We start from the raw sequence: 15,737 nt of genomic DNA on the forward strand, positions 1-15,737 counted from the left end.
GCGTCACCAAGAACCGGAGGGACGCATGGAGTTCCGGCAGTCGAGCAAGCTCAACGAGGTCTGTTACGAGATCCGCGGCCCGGTGATCGAGCACGCCAACGCGCTGGAGGAAGCGGGCCACAGCGTCCTGCGCCTGAACACGGGCAACCCGGCGCTCTTCGGTTTCGAGGCGCCGGAGGAGATCGTCCAGGACATGATCCGGATGCTCCCGCGGGCGCACGGCTACACGGACTCGCGCGGTGTCCTCTCCGCCCGCCGGGCGGTCGCCCAGCGCTACCAGGAGCGGGGCCTGGAGGTCGGCGTCGACGACGTCTTCCTCGGCAACGGCGTCTCGGAGCTGGTGTCCATGGCCGTCCAGGCCCTGCTGGAGGACGGCGACGAGGTCCTGATCCCGGCGCCGGACTACCCGCTCTGGACCGCCGTGACGACGCTGGCCGGCGGCAAGGCGGTCCACTACCTGTGCGACGAACAGGCCGACTGGTACCCGGACCTGGACGACATGGCGTCGAAGATCACCGACCGCACCAAGGCGGTGGTGATCATCAACCCGAACAACCCGACGGGCGCCGTCTATCCGAAGGAGGTCCTGGAGGGCATCCTCGACCTCGCGCGCCGGCACGGCCTGATGGTCTTCGCCGACGAGATCTACGACCAGATCCTCTACGACGACGCCGTGCACCACTCGACGGCCGCGCTCGCGCCCGACCTGGTGGTCCTGACCTTCTGCGGCCTGTCGAAGACGTACCGCGTGGCGGGCTTCCGCTCCGGCTGGCTGGTCGTGACCGGCCCCCGCCAGCACGCGAAGGACTACCTGGAGGGCCTGACCATGCTGGCCTCCATGCGCCTGTGCCCCAACGCCCCGGCGCAGTACGCCATCCAGGCCGCGCTGGGCGGCCGCCAGTCCATCCGCGACCTGACCGTGCCCGGCGGCAGGCTGCACGAGCAGCGCGACGTGGCCTGGCGCAAGCTGAACGAGATCCCGGGCGTCTCCTGCGTGAAACCCAAGGGCGCCCTGTACGCCTTCGCCCGCCTCGACCCCGCCGTCCACAGGATCCACGACGACGAGAAGTTCGTCCTGGACCTCCTCCTGCGCGAAAAGATCCAGATCGTCCAGGGCACGGGCTTCAACTGGCCCGCCCCGGACCACTTCCGCATCCTCACCCTCCCGCACGCGGACGTCCTGGACACGGCGATCAGCAGGATCGGACGGTTCCTGGGCGGGTACCACCAGTAGCCGGCCGGCACTCACGCGAGCACGGTTTCGCACCAGACGGTCTTCGTGTACGGGTCCGCGCACACCGTCCCCCAGTGGCTCGCCAGTGCCTCGACGAGGAGGAGGCCGCGGCCGGACTCCGCGTCGGGGGACGTCTGCGGGAGCGTGCCGGGGCCGGGCGGGCGCCGCTCCGGGCGTGGGTCCGTGACCTCGATGCGCAGTGCGGGGACGGGACCGGCGGGGTGGAGCGTGAGCCGCAGGCGGAAATCGCGGCCTCTCACCGCGCCGTGTTGCACCGCGTTCGCGGCGAGTTCGGCGACGAGCAGAGCGGCCGTCCGGTTCGCCTCCGTGTCGTAGGGCCAGCCCCAGTCGTCGAGTTGCTGCGCCGCCAGACGGCGGGCGAGGCGGGCGCCCCTGGGAGTGGCCGAGAGACGGATGGCGAAGTGGGCAGGGGCAGCGGTCGAGCGGGTGGTATCGGCGTTCATGTCACCCAGCGTGGCCGGTCGTCACTACGCTGTGCAGTCATGGAGGTCGTACTCAGCGTCGCTGTCCGGCCGTTGTCCGGGCCTGTCCGGGCGGCGACGCGTGACGCGAGGGCCCCTGACGGCGTTGGGATCGGGCAACACACCAAGGAGTCGGAGCGTGGGCACGATGGGGCAGGGGCCGCAGAACGGTGACGGGCCGGAAACGGGCTGGGAGGACGAGGAGTCGGCGGCCGTCCTGCGGACCGTCGGCAAGGTGGTCAAGAAGTTCCGCGAACGGAAGGGCCTCACACAGGCGGAGTTGGGCGCGGCCATCGGCTACAGCGAGGAGCAGGCCTCCGCGGTGGAACGGGGGCGGCGGACGCCGAAGCCCCAGTTCCTGGAAGCGGCGGACCGGGTGCTGGACGCCGGCGGAGTGATCGCCGCGCTCAGCAAGGACGTGGAGGAGGCCCGCTACCCCAAGAAGGTCCGGGACCTGGCCAAGCTGGAGGCCGAGGCCGTCGAGATCTGCGCGTACGACAACTCCGTGGTCAACGGGCTGTTGCAGACGGAGGAGTACCTGCGGGCCGTGTTCGCGTCGCGGCGCCCTGCCTTCTCGGAGGAGGACGTGGAACGGCTGGTCGCTGCACGGCTGGCACGGCAGAGGGTGCTGGACGGGAAGCAGACGATCCCGGCTTTCAGCTTCGTGCATGATGAGGCTGCTCTGCGCCGCCCGGTCGGAGGCAGAATGGTCCTGCGCCGCCAGCTCGAACGCCTGTTGGAGGCCGGGCGGATGCGCAATGTGGAGGTTCAAGTACTGCCCCTGGGTTGCGAGGACAACGCCGGCCTCGACGGACCGTTCCATCTATTGAGGCTGAAGGAGGGCGCCACCGTGGGACACAGCGACATCCAACTCGTCAGTCGGTTGATCTCGGACCGCAGGGAGATCCAGATCCTCGAACTGCGCTATGGGATCATCCGGGCTCAGGCCCTCACACCACGAGAGTCACTGGCCTACATCGAGAAACTGCTGGGAGAGACATGAGCTTGAAGCCCCTGGCCGGTGACGGCACCGAGTTGAAGTGGTTCAAGAGCAGCTACAGCAACCCCGACGGCGCCGCCTGCGTCGAGGTCGCCTTTGCGCCGAAGACCGTCCACGTACGCGACTCGAAGGACAGGCAGAGCCCTCAGCTCAGCTTCCGGCCGCAGGGGTGGGCAGCGTTCATCTCTTACGCCACCGATCACTGACGAGAGTCTCCGGCCTGCCCGGGGAAACGTGCGGGGAGAGAGGGAATGCCCGGCCGCGGTCCCCGGTTGACGATCTCCGTACGCGATCGACGACTGGGGGGCTGTGCGCATGGCGCAGGACGTACGGGGAACGGTGGCCGACGGATTCGAGGGTGTGCGGGAGGAGTTCGCCGCGTTTCTCGGTGAGGAACGGGACTCGCCCGAGGCGCAGTTGGCGGTGTACCACCACGGGCGCCGGGTGGTGGATCTGTGGGCGGGGGAAGGCGTCGACGGCTCCTCGCTCACCAGTGTGTACTCCCTCACCAAGGGTGCCGCGCATCTGGTGGTGGCGTTGCTCGTGCAGGACGGCGTCCTCGACCTGGACCGGGAGGTGGCCGCCCACTGGCCGGAGTTCGCGGCGGAGGGAAAGGGTGCGCTGACGCTGCGTCAGCTCATGTCGCACCAGGCCGGACTCGTGGGTGTGGACGGCGGGTTCAGCATCGATGAGCTGGCCGACGACCGGGCGATGGCGGCCCGGCTGGCCGGGCAGAAGCCGTGGTGGGAGCCCGGGACCGCGTACGGGTACCACGCCTTCGTGATCGGCGCGCTCACCGGTGAGGTGGTGCGGCGGGCGACCGGCCGGTCGGTCCGGCAGTGGTACGAGGAGCGGGTGCGCGCGCCGTACGGGCTCGACTTCTACGCCGGGTTCCCCGAGGCGCTGGAGCCGCGGTGGCGCGAGGTGCTGCCGCTGGTGCCCACGCCCGAGGAGGCGGAGCAGCTGGCGGCGCGTGCCGTGGCACCGGACAGTGTCCCCGGGATCGCGTTCAACGCGCACGCCCCCGAGCCGACCGATCTGGTCGCCTTCGGCAACAGCCGCCGGGTCCGGGCGCTCGGTCCGATGTCCTCCGGCGGGGTGGGCAACGCGCGCGGCGTCGCCCGCATGTACGCGGCGGCCATCAGCACGGTGGACGGCAGGGCGCCACTGCTCACCCCGGCGACGGCGGCGGAGTTCGCGCGGCTGCAGAAGCCGGGGACCGACCTGGTCACCGGCGGCGAGGACGCCATCGGCCTCGGTTTCGAACGCCCGTCCGCGGTGTTCCCCTTCCTGGACCCCGGTGCCTTCGGGCACAGCGGTGCCACCGGCTCGCTGGGCTTCGCCGACCCGGCGACCGGGATCGCGTACGCCTACACGCGGCGGCGCTTCGCCTTCCCCACGCCGGGGCAGGGCGCCTCGCCCGAGAACGGCCGTCTGGCCCAGTCCGTCCTGCGGGCCGCCGTCCGCGTGTGACACGGTGCTGAGGAGGCACGCGGCGCGGGAAGGGACGGCGGGCGTGGGTGATCTCTTTCTCGTCCGGCACGGGGAGACCGAGTGGTCGCGGTCCGGGCGGCACACCGGCCGGACGGACGTGCCGCTCACCGAGCGGGGGCGCCAGGAGGCGCGGCGGCTGGTGCCGCTGATCCGCTCGCACCGGATCGGCGCCGCGTTCGTCAGCCCGCTCCAGCGGGCCCGGGAGACGGCCGAACTGATCGGGATCACGGACGCCCGTGTCGACCCGGACCTGCGGGAGTGGGACTACGGCGGCTACGAGGGCGTCACGACCCCCGAGATCCAGCGCACCCGGCCCGGCTGGTTCCTGTTCACCGACGGGGTGGCGCCGGGGCCGCCGGAGCATCCCGGGGAGAGCGTGGAGCAGGTCGGGGAGCGCGCCGACCGGATGCTGGCCAAGGTGGACGCCGCGTTCGCCAACACCGAGGGGGTCGTGCTGCTGGTGGCCCACGGGCACTTCCTGCGGGTGCTCACCGCCCGGCGCCTGGGTCTGCCCCCGTCCTCGGGCGCGCTGTTCCAGCTGGCCACGGGCACGCTGTGCCGGCTGGGCACGGAACACGACCGGCCGGTGGTCGCGGGCTGGAACATCCGCCCGCCCGCGCCGTCCTGAGCGCGGCCGGGGGCGTTGTCAGACCCGGGTCGTAGTCTTCGAGTGGGCCTGGAGCGCGGTCTTCACGGTCCGCTCGATCAGGCCGTCCGGGTGACTCGGGGAGGGAGGGCGCCGTGGCACGACCGCCGACCGCCGCGCAGCGCCGCGTCATCGACACCGCCGATCCGGTGACCGGCCGGCTGCGGGGCACGGACGCGCAGCTCGCGGCGCTGGTGAAGCGCGGGCTGGCCTTCCGGCATCCGCGTCCGCCGCACGACCACTTCCTGACCCCGGCCGGGCACCGGACTCGGCAGCCGCAGCCCGCGCCCGCGGACCGTGCCGAGGCGGTGGCGCAGCCCTCCCCCGCCGGTGTGTTCTCCGCCCGGACCGGCGGCGAGGACGAGCCGGCGGCAGACGACCGTGCGGCGCGGAGCCGTGAGGTGCACAGCGCGTGGCAGGGGCTGCTGGAGCTGCGCCGGATGACCAATGCGGACGGTGCGGTGGAGCGGCCGTGCGGCTGGGAGCGCGCGCATCTGGTGCGGGCCGCCGCGCTGGCCCTGGAGGCGGCCGGGCACCGTCCGGCCGGGCCCGCGGCCGGCGGCTACCGGGTGCGGGAGACGCCGCAGCCGGAGGCGGTCGCCGTGTACGCGCCGGACGCGGAGTTCCTGCGGGGCTGCGCGCTCACGCTGGAGCGTGCGGGGTGGCAGGCCGGGGAGTGCACCGAGCCGCGGACCCGGGTGCGGTACCTGCTGGCGTCCCCGCGCCGTGCGTGAGGGGCGTGAGCGGCCGTGACGGGGTGACCGGGGAGGCCGGCGTGACCGGCCGGCGTGCCAGGATCGGGGGGTCGGATCATGACAGGCGTGATGGGTGAGAAGAGGTTGCAGTGAGCGAGCCGTTTTCCGTCCCGGTGACCGTCCGGGGGTACGAGACCGACGTACAGGGGCACCTCAACCAGGCGGTCTACCTCAACTACGCGGAGCACGCCCGCTGGTCGCTGCTGCAGGCGGCGGGGATCAGCCAGGCCGGCCTGATCGCCGGCGGGGTGGGGCCGGTGACGCTGGAGACGACCATCAGCTACAAGCGGGAACTGCTCGCCGGTGAGGAGGTCCAGGTGACCTGCGCCTTCGAGTGGGGCGAGGGGAAGACCTTCCGGATACGCCAGAGCGTCCGCAAGGCGGACGGCACGGTGGCCGCCGAGATCACCGCGGTCGGCGGGCTGCTGGACCTGAAGGCGCGCAGGCTGGTCCCCGACCCGCAGGGGCGCTTCAAGGAACTCGCCGCGGACCCGGCGCTGTTCGGGCTCTGACGCGTCGCGCGTCGCGCCCGGGAGGTGCGCGCCCGGCGCCCGCGCAGAGGGGCCCGAGCGGTGCACGCCGCAGGGGCGAGCGCGGCGGACGCCTGGAGGGGCAGGGCACGGGCAGGCCTGCCGGTGCCGTACCCCTCCGGGGCGCCGCCGTCAGTGTGCGGCGGCCGGGTGGGCCGCCTCCGCGAGGTCCGTGCCCGCCTCCATCGGGTGGGTGACGTCCTCCGCGTCGCGGCCCTTGCCGATGTGGTTGAAGAGCAGGTTCAGCAGGACGGCCACCACGCAGCCGGTGGAGATGCCCGAGTCCAGGACGATGCGGGCCGTCTCGGGGAAGGCGTGGTAGAACTCCGGGGCGGTGATCGGGATGATGCCGGCGGCCAGCGACACGGCGACGATCAGGACGTTGTTGTCCTTGTCGAGACCGGCCCGGACCAGGGTCTGGATGCCGCTCGCGGCGACCGAGCCGAACAGCACCACGCCCGCGCCGCCGAGCACCGGGCGCGGCACGACGGCGATGAGGGAGGCGGCCGTCGGGCACAGGCCCATCAGGACCAGGAAGCCGCCGCCGGCCGCGACCACGTAGCGGCTGCGGATACGGGTCATGGCGACCAGGCCGATGTTCTGTGCGAAGGCGCTGCACATGAAGCCGTTGAACAGGGGGCTGAGGGCGGAGCCGAGGGTGTCGGCGCGCAGGCCGGCGGCGATGGTCTTCTCGTCGGCCGGGCGTTCGACGATCTCACCGAGCGCGAGCATGTCCGCGGTGGACTCGGTCATGCAGACCACCATCACCACGCACATGGACAGGATCGCGGCGAGCTGGAACTGCGGGCCGCCGAAGTGGAACGGGGTGGGGAAGCCGACGACCTGGGCGTCGGCGACCGGGCTGAAGTCCGTGGCGCCGAACGGTATCGCTATGACGGTGCCCGCCACCAGGCCGATCAGCACGGCGATCTGTTTGACGAAGCCGCGGGTGAAGCGGCGCAGCAGCAGGACCAGGGCCAGGGTGATGCCGGCCAGGGTCAGGTTGGTCGCGGACCCGTAGTCGTGGGCGGCCGGATTCGGGCCCTGGGCCCAGCCGAAGGCGACGGGGAGCAGGGAGACGCCGATGAGGGTGATCACGCTGCCGGTGACGACCGGCGGGAAGAAGCGGATGGCCTTGCAGAACAGGGGGGCGAAGAGGAAGCCGAGGAGTCCGGCGACGATCACGGCGCCGAAGATGACCGGCAGCGCGTCGGACTTGTCCTTGGTGGAGGCGACGATCGCGGTCATCGGGGCGACACCGGCGAAGGTGACGCCGTTGACGAAGGGCAGCCGGGCGCCGATCTTCCAGATGCCGAGGGTCTGCAGGAAGGTGGCGAGGCCGGCGGTGAACAGGCAGGCGCCGGTGAGGAAGGTGAGGTCGGAGGCGGACAGGCCGATGGCCGCGCCGACGATCAGGGGTGGGGCGACGACACCCGCGTACATGGCGGCCACGTGCTGCAGGCCGCTGGTCGCCATCTTGAGGGCGGGAAGTTTCTCGTCGACTGGGTGGACCAGTTTCTCGTCGACGGGCTGTGCGGTCACGGCGGCTCCTCCGGTCGGTTTTCACGTCGGCTCTGACGTGGGTGTCAAGGAGGTGGTGCGTGGTGCGGTGGTCGTGCGGGACCGTGGCGGGCCCCGGGGAGGGGTCCTGGGCGGGCCTTTGACGCGGGCAGCCCTGGCCGGGCCCTCGACGGGGCCCGGGAAGTGAACGGATACCGTTCCGGGGCGTGCGCGTCCACGCACGCCCCGGAGCGGCCACCGCGGACCCCGCTCGGGTCCACGGCTACCGGCCGGGAGCCGTCCCTCCCGGCCGGAGTTCTTCCTGCGGGTCGCCGCCGCGCCCGGCCGCGGTCGGCGCGGTGCGGCGAGCGCAGCGGCGCTCGGCCGCGGCCCGCTCAGCCCTGGGCGGCGATCCGCGCCAGGCGCCGGGCCTCCTCGCGGGTGGAGTGGGCGATGGCGTCCTCGTCGGCGTGCAGCAGGCGGCCGTCCTCGACGATCTGCCGGCCGTTGACGAAGGACGCCGTGACCGGTGCCGCCGCGCCGAAGACCAGCGCGGTCACCGGGTCGGCGATGGAGGCGTGGGCGAGGGTGTCCAGCTTCCACAGCACGAGGTCGGCGAGCTTGCCGGCCTCCAGCGAGCCGGTCTGCTCGGCCCGGCCCAGCACCTGGGCGCCGCCGTACGTGCCCAGGCGCAGCGCCTGGCGGGCGTTGAGGGCCGCCTCGCGGTGCGCGCCGAGGCGGTTGATCAGCAGGGCGTTGCGCAGTTCGGTGTGGAGTTCGCCGGACTCGTTGGAGGCGGTGCCGTCGACGCCGAGGCCGACCGGGACGCCCGCCTTGAGCATGTCGGGGACCCGGGCGATGCCGGCGGCGAGGCGGGCGTTGGAGGACGGGCAGTGCGCGACGCCGGTCCTGGTCCGGCCGAAGGCCTCGATGTCGGAGTCGTTCATGTGGACGCAGTGCGCCATCCACACGTCCTCGCCGAGCCAGCCCGTCGACTCGAAGTAGTCGGTGGGGCCCATGCCGAACAGCTCGTGGCAGAACTTCTCCTCCTCCACGGTCTCCGAGCCGTGGGTGTGCATCCGCACGCCGAGCCGGCGGGCCAGCTCGGCGCCCTGGCGCAGCAGTTCGGTGGAGACGGAGAAGGGTGAGCAGGGGGCGACGGCCACCTGCGTCATGGCGTCGAAGGAGGCGTCGTGGTGCTTCTTGACGGTCTCCTCGGTGGCGGCGAGCGCGCCCTCCAGGGTCTCGACGGCGAAGTCCGGCGGCAGTCCGCCGTCCTTCTCGCTGCGGTCCATCGAGCCGCGGGCCAGCGTGAAGCGGACGCCCATCTCGGAGGCGGCCCGGATGATCGCGCCGGACAGGTCGCCGGAGCCCTGCGGATGGACGTAGTGGTGGTCCATGGCGGTGGTGACACCGCCGCGGGCCATCATCGCGAGCGACCCCTGGGCCGCCGCGTACACCATCTCCTCGTCGATGCGCGCCCAGGTGGGGTAGAGCGCGACGAGCCAGTCGAACAGGTTGTGGTCGGTGGCCAGGCCCCGGGTGATCCACTGGTAGAAGTGGTGGTGGGTGTTGACCAGACCGGGCGTGACCAGGTGGCCGCCGGCGTCGATGCGGCGCGCCACGTTCTCCAGGCCCGCGGGGGCCCGGCCGGCGCCGATGGACTCGATCCTGTTCCCGGCGATGACGAGGTGACCGGACGCGTACTCGGTGTCGTCCGCGTCGACGGTCGCGATCGCACAGTTCTCGATGACGATGCGCTGGGCTGCCGATGGTGCCATGGCGCTTCCTTGTCTGTCAGTGGCGGCCCGTGGACGGGGAGTCCACGGGGAGGGCACGGCAGGACCCTAGGAGGATTTGAGTGCCGGAGCCGTGCGGCCCCGGGTGCCGAGATGGTGGAAGAACAGGTTGAGCAGGACCGCGACGATCGCTCCGGCGCTGATGCCGGAGCCGAGGACGGTCTGTGCCCAGGCCGGGAACTCCTCGTAGAAGGTGGGGGCGGCGAGCGGGATGATGCCCGCGCCGAGGGCGACGGCCACCAGGATGATGTTGGAGCTGTCGTCGAGTCCGGCCTCGGAGAGCGTGCGGATGCCGCTGACCGCGATCGAGCCGAACAGGACGATGCCCGCGCCGCCGAGGACCGGCATGGGGACCAGGGAGACGACCGCGCCGAGCACCGGGAAGGCGCCGAGGACGAGGAGGGCGCCGCCGGCGACCGCGACGACGTAGCGGCTGCGGACCCGGGTCAGCGAGACGACGCCGACGTTCTGTGCGAAGGCGGAGGTGGGGAAGCCGCCGAAGACGGGGCCGAGCAGGGTGGCGATGCCGTCGGTGCGCAGGCCGCGGGTGATGATGCGGGCGTCGGCGCGGCGGTCGCAGATCTCGCCGAGGGCGAGCATGCCGGCGCTGGACTCGGTCATCAGCACCAGCATCACGATGCACAGCGACAGGATGGCCGCGGGCTGGAAGACGGGGGCGCCGAAGGCGAACGGGGTGGGCAGTGCCGCGACGGGCGCCGAGGTGATGCCGCTGAAGTCGGCCATGCCGAACGGGATGGCGACCAAGGTGCCGACCAGCAGGCCGAAGAGCAGGGCGACTTGCTTGACGAAGCCCTTGCCGAAGCGCTGGATCAGCAGGATGACGACGAGGGTGAACGCGGCGAGGCCGAGGTTCTTCATGGCGCCGAAGTCGGCGGCGCTCTTGTCGCCGCCCTGGGCCCAGCCGACCGGCACGGGCATCAGCGTGACGCCGATGAGGGTGATCACCACGCCGGTGACCAGCGGCGGGAAGAACCTGAGCAGCCGTCCGAAGAACGGACCGACGGCCAGGCAGAAGACGCCGGCGACCATCACCGCGCCGTAGATGGCGGGGAGTTGGTGCCCCTTGGAGTTGGTCTCGGCGATCGCGAGGATGGGCGCGATGCCGGCGGAGGAGGCGGCGTTCACGAACGGCAGGCGGTTGCCGACGAGACCCTTGACGCCGATGGTCTGCAGGATGGTGGCCACGCCGGCGATGAGCAGCGAGGCGGCGATCAGCCGGGTGCGGGCCGCGATGTCGAGGCCGCAGGCCTGGCCGATGATGAGCGGAGGAGTGACAACGCCCGCGTACATGGCGGCGATGTGCTGGAGAGCGGCGGGGACGAGCCGCGAGGGGTGGAGCTTCTCGTCCACCGGGTGCACGGACGTGACGGCGTCCTCGGTGTGCACCGGCGGGGTGGAACAGGAGCCCTTCGCCGGCTCCGTTGCAGGCTGTGCCATGGTGTTCCCTCCGGTGTGGCGCACCACCGGCCCGGGTGGCAGGGCCGGTGGTGCGCGTCCCGCGTCAGAGGTTGGTCATGTCGACCGGGATGAGTTGCTCGGCGCCGTCGCGCAGGATGGTGGCCTCGATCAGGCCGTAGGGCCGGTCGGCGGCGTAGTAGACGGCGCCGTCCTTGGCCTCGTTGTCGATCCCGAAGGGCGACAGGTCCGAGCGGAAGTGGTGCTTGTTGGGCATCGAGAAGCGGATCTCGTCGACCTCGTCGCGGGAGTTCAGCACCCGCACACCCATCTCGAAGAGGGTCTGCTGGAGCGAGTACGAGTAGGTCTCGGCGAACGCCTGGAGCGCGTGCTTGCGCACTCCGCTGTACGAACGGTCCCAGTCCGGGGCGTGCGAGTCGATGCCGTCCCAGTTGTGCCGCCACCAGGTGGAGACGGTGGTGGCGAGGATGCGGTCGTGGTCCTCCTGGAGGGTGGTGTACTTGTCCTTGAGGAACCCGAAGAACTCGGAGTTGGTGGAGTTCAGGACGGTGAGGTCCTTGAATCCGGAGAGCACCTGGATGCCGTGGCCGTCGTAGGTGATCTGCGCGACGCGGGTCTCCTGGCCCTTGCGGACGAAGGAGTGGGCGATCTCGTCCGAGCCGACGAAGCGGGCGCCGCCCTTCGAGGTCTCGATCCGCTCCCAGGAGTACTCCTCGATGCGGATGCGGGCCCGGTGGATGGGCTCGTTGTTGTCCACGAAGTGACGGGCGAGCTTGACGCCGAGGTCCTCGGCGCTCTGGATGCCGTGCTCCTTGGCGAAGGCGAACACCGTGTTCTTGGTGGTGTCGGTGGGCAGGACGTTCGCGTTCGAACCGCTGCGGTGGACCTCCTCCATGTCGCCGGAGAGGGCGACGGAGACGTTCAGGTCCTTGATGTGGTGCGTGTCGCCGTCACGCGTGATCTTGACGACTCGGTTCTCGGCCTTGCCGTACTGGTTCTGTCCCAGGACGAAACGGGTCATGGTGTCGGTCAGCTCCCTCGGTAAACGGAGTAGCCGAACGGGTTGAGCAGCAGCGGAACGTGGTAGTGCTCGCCGGGCACCACCGCGAAGGCGATGGTGACCTCGGGGAAGAACACGGGCCGGCCGTTCTCGCTGTCCCGGAGCGCGGGGGCGTCCTGCTGGGCCGCGGCTTGTTTCTTGGCGAAGTACGTCTCGGTCTCGAACACGAGCCGTACGTGGGTGGTCCCCTCCGGCAGTGCCGGGAGGTCCTTGCACCGCCCGTCCGCGTCGGTCGCGGAGCCGCCGAGCGTCTGCCAGTCCGCTTGCCCGCCCGAGCGGGCGGAGAGCTGGACGGCGACGCCCTCGGCGGGGCGGCCGGCACTGGTGTCCAGGATGTGCGTGGACACTGAGGCGGTGGTCTCGGTGCTCATGGTTTCCTCTTCGGGCGTCTTCGAGCAGGTGCTCAGGCGTCTTCGAGCAGGCGCGCGAGCCGGATGCGGTTGATCTTCCCCAGCTCGGTGCGGACGATCTCCCGTTCCTGCTCCGGCGTGTTGCCGATCCGCTCCTTGACCGCGTCCCGCATCTGCTCGCCGGTCCGGCCGGTGGCGCAGATGAGGAACACGTGGCCGAACTTCTCCTGGTAGGCCAGGTTCAGTTCGAGCATGTCCGCCTTGAGGTCCTCGGAGGCTCCGGCCATGCCGCTCTGTTCGCGGGCGGAGGCCGGGTCACCGGGCCTGGGCCGGCCGATCGGCGGGTGGCCGGCCATGGCCTGTGCGAGGTCCGCCGCCGTCAGTTCGGCCATGGCGGCGTCACTGGCGGTGTAGAGGTCCTCGGCACGGGCGTAGGGTCGGGCGGCGAGCAGCCGCTCGGCCCAGGCGGTGGAGGCGCATGCCTCCAGGAGCGCGGAGCGGGCCGCGGCATCCGGGAGGGTGTTGAAGCGGGCGAGGCCCGACGGCGTGGAAGTCGTGGTCACGGGAGCCTCCGTGGCCGTTGAACGGCCTGTGTGCTGAACGGGCTGCGGATAGCTAACGCCCTCCGAAACATCACGTCAACAGTTTGTTGAAAATTCTGGGGAAACCCTGGAACACCCTGTCCGCGCCGCTCCCGCTGCGGGTGTTTCAGCCTTCCTTCTCCCGGTTGAGGTAGTTGTAGACGGTGAAGCGGCTCACGCCCAGCGCGCTCGCCACGGTCTCCACGCCGTGCCGCACGGAGAAGGCGCCGCGCGCCTCCAGGATCCGTACGACCTCCTGCTTGGCCCTGCGGTCCAGGTCCGCGAGCGGCATGCCCTTGCGGCGCTCCATGGCGGCCAGGATGTGGTCGAGGGAGTCGGCGAGCTGGGGCAGGCGCACCCCGACGGCGTCCACCCCGTCCCAGGCGAGCACGATGTCGTCGGGTCCGGCCTCGTCCGGCGGGAGCAGTTCGCCGCCGATCGCGTCGACCAGCGGTTTCACTGCCGCGATGAACGGCTCCTGACCGGTCACCTATCACCCTCCCCGATCACGTTGACCTGGAGCGAGATCCGGGTGGCACCGGCCTGCAGGCTCCTGCGCAGCAGGGTGTCCACGGCGGTCAGGACGGCGTCGGCGGCGCCTTCGGCGGTGTTGCCGAACGGGCCGACGTCCACCGCGTCCAGTTCGGCGGCCTCGACGACCTCGCGGGCGACCAGCGCGTGCGCGGGTGCCTCGTCGAGGTCGAAGGGTTCGGTCGTGAACTCCACTCTCAATCGCACGCGCTCAACCTAACGCGCAAGGCCGGTTTTCGGGCAGGTTCCGGCGGCCCGTACGCCGCCGGCGGGCGGTCCCCCTTGACAAGGCGCGACACCCGACGGCACTCTTCCATTACGCAGAAACGAACTTCCGTCATACGGAATAGCGACACGGAAGGGAGCGCGACCCCGATGGGATTCGCAGACCAGCGCTTCAACGTCAACCTGTCGATCCTCTTCACGGAACTCCCGCTCCTGGAGCGTCCCGCGGCCGCCGCCGCGGCCGGCTTCACCGCGGTCGAGCTGTGGTGGCCCTGGATCGACACCCCCACCCCCGAGCAGTCCGAACTCGACGCGCTGAAGAAGGCGATCGAGGACGCGGGCGTCCGGCTCACCGGGCTGAACTTCTACGCCGGCAAGCTGCCGGGCCCCGACCGCGGCGCCCTGTCGGTCCCCGGTGAGGAGTCCGAGCGGTTCCGCACCAACATCGACGTGGCCGTCGCCTTCGCCGACTCGCTCGGCTGCAAGGCGCTCAACGCGCTGTACGGCAACCGCGTCGAGGGCGTGGAGGCGGCCGAGCAGGACGCCCTCGCCCTGGAGAACCTGGTCCTCGCGGCCCGTGCCGCCGACCGGATCGGCGCGATCGTCCTGATCGAGGCGCTGAACAAGCCCGAGTCGCCGCTGTGCCCGCTGGTGAGCGCGCCCGCCGCGATCGAGGTCGTGGACAAGGTGAACGAGGCCACCGGCCTCGGCAACGCCAAGTTCCTCATGGACCTGTACCACCTGTCCATGAACGGCGAGGACCTGCCGCGGGTGATCGAGCAGTACGCCGCGAAGACCGGCCACGTGCAGATCGCCGACAACCCCGGCCGCGGCGCCCCCGGCACCGGCTCCCTCCCGCTGGAGGAGCTGCTCGACCAGCTGAAGAAGGCCGGTTACGAGGGCTGGGTGGGCCTGGAGTACAAGCCGGGCGACCGGCCCAGCGCCGAGGCCTTCGACTGGCTGCCGGCCGGGGCCCGCGCGGCCCGCTGACCCTCACCCGTACCGAAGAGCTTTCCAGAGAGGCATCCCTGTCATGAGCAACCTCCCCAAGATCGCGTGGGTCGGCCTCGGCATCATGGGCTCGCCCATGTCCGAGAACCTGATCAAGGCGGGTTACCAGGTCACCGGCTTCACCCTGGAGCAGGAGAAGCTGGACCGGCTGTCCGCCGCCGGCGGCACCGCGGCCGGCTCGATCGCCGAGGCCGTCGGGGACGCCGACGTCGTCATCACGATGGTGCCCGCCTCCCCCCAGGTCGAGGCCATCGCCTACGGCCCGGACGGCATCCTGGAGAACGCGAAGCCGGGCGCGCTGCTGATCGACATGTCCTCGATCACCCCGCAGACCTCGATCGACCTGGCGAAGGCCGCGAAGGACAAGGGCATCCGCGTCCTGGACGCCCCGGTCTCCGGCGGCGAGGCCGGCGCCGTCGAGGCCGTACTGTCGATCATGGTCGGCGGCGAGCAGGCCGACTTCGACCAGGCCAAGCCGATCTTCGACGCGCTCGGCAAGACCATCGTGCTGTGCGGTCCGCACGGCTCGGGCCAGACCGTGAAGGCCGCCAACCAGCTCATCGTCGCCGTGAACATCCAGGCGTGCGCCGAGGCCGTGGTCTTCCTGGAGAAGTCCGGTGTGAACCTCCAGGCCGCCCTGGACGTCCTCAACGGCGGCCTGGCCGGCTCCACCGTGCTGACCCGCAAGAAGGACAACTTCCTGAACCGGGACTTCAAGCCGGGCTTCCGCATCGACCTGCACCACAAGGACATGGGCATCGTCACCGACGCCGCCCGCAACGTCGGCGCGGCCCTGCCGGTCGGCGCCGTGGTCGCCCAGCTGGTCGCCTCGCTGCGCGCCCAGGGCGACGGCGGCCTGGACCACTCGGCCCTGCTGCGGGCCGTGGAGCGCCTGTCCGGCGCCCAGGTCTGACCGCCCGGCCGACCGGTCCCACAGCTCCGGGGGACGCCGCCGCCGACACCTGTCCTGTCGCGCCCAGGCGGCGGCGTCCACCCGGTCCCGGTCCCGGCAGCAGCCCCGATCAGGAATTCAACAAACTGTTGACGTCCCGATCGCCCAAACCTAGGCTCCACAAAGCGGAAACAAGTTTCCGCTGCCCCC

Annotated in this window: 18 protein-coding genes; 9 read left to right on the top strand and 9 right to left on the bottom strand. The window is 71.3% G+C overall.

The annotated features are described in order from the left end of the window. Positions 1-25: 25 nt before the first annotated feature. Complete coding sequence (locus tag AC6I72_RS06130; RefSeq protein ID WP_497999843.1) at positions 26-1,234, top strand: pyridoxal phosphate-dependent aminotransferase; 1,209 nt, start codon at positions 26-28, stop codon at positions 1,232-1,234. Between the two features lie 11 nt (positions 1,235-1,245). Here the strand turns inward: AC6I72_RS06130 and AC6I72_RS06135 are convergent, their stop codons facing one another. Further along, complete coding sequence (locus tag AC6I72_RS06135; protein ID WP_497999844.1) at positions 1,246-1,698, bottom strand: ATP-binding protein; 453 nt, start codon at positions 1,696-1,698, stop codon at positions 1,246-1,248. A gap of 166 nt (positions 1,699-1,864) precedes the next feature. Here AC6I72_RS06135 and AC6I72_RS06140 point away from each other — a divergent pair, with 166 nt between their 5' ends. The 6 genes from AC6I72_RS06140 to AC6I72_RS06165 all read left to right on the top strand — a co-directional run bounded on the left by AC6I72_RS06140 (position 1,865) and on the right by AC6I72_RS06165 (position 6,123). Continuing rightward, entirely contained in the window at positions 1,865-2,719 is an 855-nt protein-coding gene (locus AC6I72_RS06140) for a helix-turn-helix domain-containing protein (RefSeq protein WP_498004610.1), read from the top strand. Continuing rightward, positions 2,716-2,922 carry a DUF397 domain-containing protein gene (locus tag AC6I72_RS06145; protein ID WP_497999845.1) on the top strand — a complete coding sequence of 69 codons (207 nt, stop codon included), beginning with the start codon at positions 2,716-2,718 and terminating at the stop codon, positions 2,920-2,922. Before AC6I72_RS06140 ends, AC6I72_RS06145 begins: the two co-directional genes overlap by 4 nt. A gap of 109 nt (positions 2,923-3,031) precedes the next feature. Then, entirely contained in the window at positions 3,032-4,189 is a 1,158-nt protein-coding gene (locus AC6I72_RS06150) for a serine hydrolase domain-containing protein (protein ID WP_497999846.1), read from the top strand. A gap of 43 nt (positions 4,190-4,232) precedes the next feature. Beyond that, positions 4,233-4,838, top strand: a complete 606-nt coding sequence (locus tag AC6I72_RS06155; protein ID WP_497999847.1) for a histidine phosphatase family protein — start codon at positions 4,233-4,235, stop codon at positions 4,836-4,838. A gap of 113 nt (positions 4,839-4,951) precedes the next feature. Further along, entirely contained in the window at positions 4,952-5,590 is a 639-nt protein-coding gene (locus AC6I72_RS06160; protein WP_497999848.1) for a hypothetical protein, read from the top strand. Positions 5,591-5,700: 110 nt separating this feature from the next. Next, the gene (locus tag AC6I72_RS06165) at positions 5,701-6,123 is read left to right on the top strand and encodes an acyl-CoA thioesterase (RefSeq protein ID WP_497999849.1); all 423 of its coding nucleotides are present in this window, start codon (positions 5,701-5,703) and stop codon (positions 6,121-6,123) included. Between the two features lie 150 nt (positions 6,124-6,273). On the opposite strand, the gene AC6I72_RS06170 is transcribed toward AC6I72_RS06165, so the two are convergent. The 8 genes from AC6I72_RS06170 to AC6I72_RS06205 all read right to left on the bottom strand — a co-directional run bounded on the left by AC6I72_RS06170 (position 6,274) and on the right by AC6I72_RS06205 (position 13,606). Next, positions 6,274-7,683 carry a nucleobase:cation symporter-2 family protein gene (locus AC6I72_RS06170; protein ID WP_366725418.1) on the bottom strand — a complete coding sequence of 470 codons (1,410 nt, stop codon included), beginning with the start codon at positions 7,681-7,683 and terminating at the stop codon, positions 6,274-6,276. Positions 7,684-8,036: 353 nt separating this feature from the next. After that, positions 8,037-9,422 (bottom strand): 8-oxoguanine deaminase, encoded by a 1,386-nt coding sequence (locus AC6I72_RS06175; protein WP_497999850.1) that lies wholly within the window; start codon positions 9,420-9,422, stop codon positions 8,037-8,039. Positions 9,423-9,488: 66 nt separating this feature from the next. After that, positions 9,489-10,898, bottom strand: a complete 1,410-nt coding sequence (locus AC6I72_RS06180; protein ID WP_497999851.1) for a nucleobase:cation symporter-2 family protein — start codon at positions 10,896-10,898, stop codon at positions 9,489-9,491. Positions 10,899-10,962: 64 nt separating this feature from the next. Next, positions 10,963-11,898, bottom strand: coding sequence for a factor-independent urate hydroxylase (pucL, locus tag AC6I72_RS06185; RefSeq protein ID WP_497999852.1), 936 nt, complete (start codon positions 11,896-11,898; stop codon positions 10,963-10,965). Between the two features lie 8 nt (positions 11,899-11,906). After that, positions 11,907-12,308, bottom strand: a complete 402-nt coding sequence (gene uraH / locus AC6I72_RS06190) for a hydroxyisourate hydrolase (protein ID WP_497999853.1) — start codon at positions 12,306-12,308, stop codon at positions 11,907-11,909. A 32-nt stretch (positions 12,309-12,340) separates the two neighbouring features. Further along, positions 12,341-12,850 carry a 2-oxo-4-hydroxy-4-carboxy-5-ureidoimidazoline decarboxylase gene (gene uraD, locus AC6I72_RS06195; RefSeq protein ID WP_497999854.1) on the bottom strand — a complete coding sequence of 170 codons (510 nt, stop codon included), beginning with the start codon at positions 12,848-12,850 and terminating at the stop codon, positions 12,341-12,343. A gap of 145 nt (positions 12,851-12,995) precedes the next feature. Further along, a complete protein-coding gene (locus AC6I72_RS06200) occupies positions 12,996-13,358 on the bottom strand; it encodes a helix-turn-helix domain-containing protein (protein ID WP_497999855.1) in 363 nt (120 codons plus the stop codon). Beyond that, entirely contained in the window at positions 13,355-13,606 is a 252-nt protein-coding gene (locus tag AC6I72_RS06205; protein ID WP_037858769.1) for a YkoF family thiamine-binding protein, read from the bottom strand. The genes AC6I72_RS06200 and AC6I72_RS06205 overlap by 4 nt, the downstream gene beginning before the upstream one ends. A gap of 168 nt (positions 13,607-13,774) precedes the next feature. On the opposite strand from AC6I72_RS06205, the gene AC6I72_RS06210 reads away from it, so the two are divergent. Together AC6I72_RS06210 and AC6I72_RS06215 are read left to right on the top strand one after the other, a co-directional pair. After that, positions 13,775-14,614 (top strand): TIM barrel protein, encoded by an 840-nt coding sequence (locus AC6I72_RS06210; protein WP_497999856.1) that lies wholly within the window; start codon positions 13,775-13,777, stop codon positions 14,612-14,614. Between the two features lie 43 nt (positions 14,615-14,657). Then, entirely contained in the window at positions 14,658-15,548 is an 891-nt protein-coding gene (locus AC6I72_RS06215; RefSeq protein WP_497999857.1) for a 2-hydroxy-3-oxopropionate reductase, read from the top strand. Positions 15,549-15,737 lie beyond the last annotated feature (189 nt).

The sequence above is a fragment of the Streptomyces sp. Xyl84 genome, from assembly GCF_059731885.1.

What these genes read in the sequence shown, in the direction of transcription:
- AC6I72_RS06130 (WP_497999843.1), top strand. Translation starts at nt 26, where the DNA reads ATGGAGTTCCGGCAGTCGAGCAAGCTCAACGAGGTCTGTTACGAGATC.
- AC6I72_RS06135 (WP_497999844.1), bottom strand. Translation starts at nt 1,698, where the DNA reads ATGAACGCCGATACCACCCGCTCGACCGCTGCCCCTGCCCACTTCGCC.
- AC6I72_RS06140 (WP_498004610.1), top strand. Translation starts at nt 1,865, where the DNA reads ATGGGGCAGGGGCCGCAGAACGGTGACGGGCCGGAAACGGGCTGGGAG.
- AC6I72_RS06145 (WP_497999845.1), top strand. Translation starts at nt 2,716, where the DNA reads ATGAGCTTGAAGCCCCTGGCCGGTGACGGCACCGAGTTGAAGTGGTTC.
- AC6I72_RS06150 (WP_497999846.1), top strand. Translation starts at nt 3,032, where the DNA reads ATGGCGCAGGACGTACGGGGAACGGTGGCCGACGGATTCGAGGGTGTG.
- AC6I72_RS06175 (WP_497999850.1), bottom strand. Translation starts at nt 9,422, where the DNA reads ATGGCACCATCGGCAGCCCAGCGCATCGTCATCGAGAACTGTGCGATC.
- AC6I72_RS06180 (WP_497999851.1), bottom strand. Translation starts at nt 10,898, where the DNA reads ATGGCACAGCCTGCAACGGAGCCGGCGAAGGGCTCCTGTTCCACCCCG.
- pucL (WP_497999852.1), bottom strand. Translation starts at nt 11,898, where the DNA reads ATGACCCGTTTCGTCCTGGGACAGAACCAGTACGGCAAGGCCGAGAAC.
- uraH (WP_497999853.1), bottom strand. Translation starts at nt 12,308, where the DNA reads ATGAGCACCGAGACCACCGCCTCAGTGTCCACGCACATCCTGGACACC.
- AC6I72_RS06210 (WP_497999856.1), top strand. Translation starts at nt 13,775, where the DNA reads ATGGGATTCGCAGACCAGCGCTTCAACGTCAACCTGTCGATCCTCTTC.
- AC6I72_RS06215 (WP_497999857.1), top strand. Translation starts at nt 14,658, where the DNA reads ATGAGCAACCTCCCCAAGATCGCGTGGGTCGGCCTCGGCATCATGGGC.